The sequence below is a fragment of the Pontibacter sp. HJ8 genome (genome assembly GCF_054824225.1).
On record NZ_JSYF01000540.1, the window covers coordinates 1 to 1,513 of the forward strand.

A 1,513-nucleotide genomic window follows, 5' to 3' on the forward strand; every position below is an offset into this window, starting at 1 on the left:
CACCAATACCAACTTTAGTTAAAAGCTGCAAATCTCATACTTATATGTTTACAGATAATCTAATGGGCACACAAGCCTTCGGTAAGCATTTTACTGTGGGTGACAAGGAGAGAAAGGTGCTGCAGGATAGCCTGATCCTAAACTACAACCAGGAAGAGGAGACCTTGTACATCAAATGGATAGGGGAGGTAAGTTCTGTGGAACTGCGTCAGGGCTATACGCATATCATGGGCATGGTACGGATGTACAAGCCGCAAAAGTGGATACTGGACCTGCAGGACCGTTTAGCCATTGAAAAAAATGACCAGCAATGGGTTTTCAAATACATATTCCCGGAGGTGCTGCGCGCTGTGCAGAAGAATGTGTTTATTGCCGTTGTGATGCCCGTCTTTGCTTACAACAGCATGGTGCATGAGATAGACGGGGATGAGTTGATGGACGGGGATAACTTCCTGATCATGCATCACTTCCTCTACCAGGAGGAGAGTCGCCGCTGGCTCAGGGAAATGTCTGTGACCGACCTCAAGACAGCCGGCATCTAAACAAGAATCAGGTATACCCGGGCTTTCCCGCGCATACCTGATTTTTCATTTCTAGTGAACTGAGATCAGTTCCACATCAAATATAAGTGCTGTATTCGGTCCGATGGCATCACCGGCCCCCTGCGAACCATACGCCAGGTCAGAATGGATGAAGAGTCTCCATTTCGCACCTTCTTTCATCAATTGGAGGGCTTCTGTCCATCCTGCGATCACGCCATTTACCGGAAATGTAGCAGGCTGCCCACGCTCATAGCTGGAGTCAAATACAGTACCGTCGATCAGGGTGCCGTGATAATGCGTGGTAACTTTATCGGATGCAGAAGGCGACTTTCCTGTGCCTTCTTTCAATACCTGGTACTGCAGGCCGCTTGGGAGCGTCTGAACACCGTCTTTATTCTTGTTCTGAGCCAGGAAAGCTTCGCCTTCTTTCTGGTTTTCAGAACCTTGGGCACCTTGCTTTTGGGTCATTTCATGCTGCAGCTGCATCATCGCCTGCTGCACTTCTTCCTGCGAAAGGGAGGAAGGCTGACCCGCCAGTACTTCTTTCAGGCCTTTGGTAAAAGATTCCGCCTCGATCTCGATTCCTTGTTTTTTCAGATTGGTAGCCATGTCGCGACCAATAATGTAGCTTATTTTTTCCTGTAATGTCATGTTGTGGGTTGTATATGGATTGGAAACTATAAAAGTACTGGATCAGGGAGGATTAACCTAAACTGCCAGTATGCTAAATGAAAAAAGCAGACCGGAGGGCCCGCTTTTCTGCTATCAAAATACTAAATCACTTGTCTAGAGATACAGATGTATTTCTTCTTCGTTGAGGTCAATGTCGAACTCACCGGGCGTTAGCCATCCCTTCATCAGGTAGCCGAACGTTGTGCCCAGGAGCAGCAACGAGGAAATGGTCGTTATGCGCATCATGCTGATTTTTTCTGAAGAGTTAAACTTGCTTTTTAAACGCTATATAGTAGTGA

3 protein-coding genes are annotated in these 1,513 nt (G+C 47.1%); 1 reads left to right on the forward strand and 2 read right to left on the reverse strand.

Going from position 1 to position 1,513, the window contains the following annotated elements; all coding sequences use genetic code 11:
* Positions 1-44 precede the first annotated feature (44 nt).
* A complete protein-coding gene (locus tag OB13_RS19065) occupies positions 45-542 on the forward strand; it encodes a hypothetical protein (RefSeq protein ID WP_461491774.1) in 498 nt (165 codons plus the stop codon).
* Between the two features lie 51 nt (positions 543-593).
* On the opposite strand, the gene OB13_RS19070 is transcribed toward OB13_RS19065, so the two are convergent.
* Together OB13_RS19070 and OB13_RS19075 are read right to left on the reverse strand one after the other, a co-directional pair.
* On the reverse strand, positions 594-1,193 hold the full coding sequence (locus OB13_RS19070) for an FKBP-type peptidyl-prolyl cis-trans isomerase (RefSeq protein ID WP_461491775.1): 600 nt from the start codon (positions 1,191-1,193) through the stop codon (positions 594-596).
* Positions 1,194-1,328: 135 nt separating this feature from the next.
* Positions 1,329-1,460, reverse strand: a complete 132-nt coding sequence (locus OB13_RS19075) for a hypothetical protein (protein ID WP_461491776.1) — start codon at positions 1,458-1,460, stop codon at positions 1,329-1,331.
* Between the last annotated feature and the right edge of the window lie 53 nt (positions 1,461-1,513).

What these genes read in the sequence shown, in the direction of transcription:
- OB13_RS19070 (WP_461491775.1), bottom strand. Translation starts at nt 1,193, where the DNA reads ATGACATTACAGGAAAAAATAAGCTACATTATTGGTCGCGACATGGCT.
- OB13_RS19065 (WP_461491774.1), top strand. Translation starts at nt 45, where the DNA reads ATGTTTACAGATAATCTAATGGGCACACAAGCCTTCGGTAAGCATTTT.
- OB13_RS19075 (WP_461491776.1), bottom strand. Translation starts at nt 1,460, where the DNA reads ATGATGCGCATAACGACCATTTCCTCGTTGCTGCTCCTGGGCACAACG.